The 273-nt window shown below is 73.6% G+C and carries 1 protein-coding gene; it reads right to left on the reverse strand.

Features of this window, described 5'->3' with window-relative positions; all coding sequences use genetic code 11:
• Window positions 1–273 (reverse strand): hypothetical protein (locus AC0IXA_RS27475; RefSeq protein ID WP_471814909.1); only part of this gene is annotated, 273 nt, incomplete at both ends.

The raw sequence follows: 273 nt of genomic DNA on the forward strand, positions 1-273 counted from the left end.
GTACGCATCGCAGACAGGGGTGCAGTGGTGCGGCCGGTCTGGGGTTCGACCTGGCGGGCGGCCTGGTGCACGAGCATCGGCAATCTGCCGATGACGGTGCTGCCTGCGCGGAGGGCTGCCTGGGCAAGCGGGGTGGGCCAGGGCCGGTAGACGACGTCGAGGAGCGTGTTCCCCGCCGCCGACGACAGGGCTGCAAGCGGGTCGGCGGCGCCGGGCGGGAGCGCGGAGACGACCAGGCCCGCCATCAGGTGTCGGCTGACTTCGGCCCACGGG

Source organism: Pseudomonas sp. AC083 (assembly GCF_979253165.1).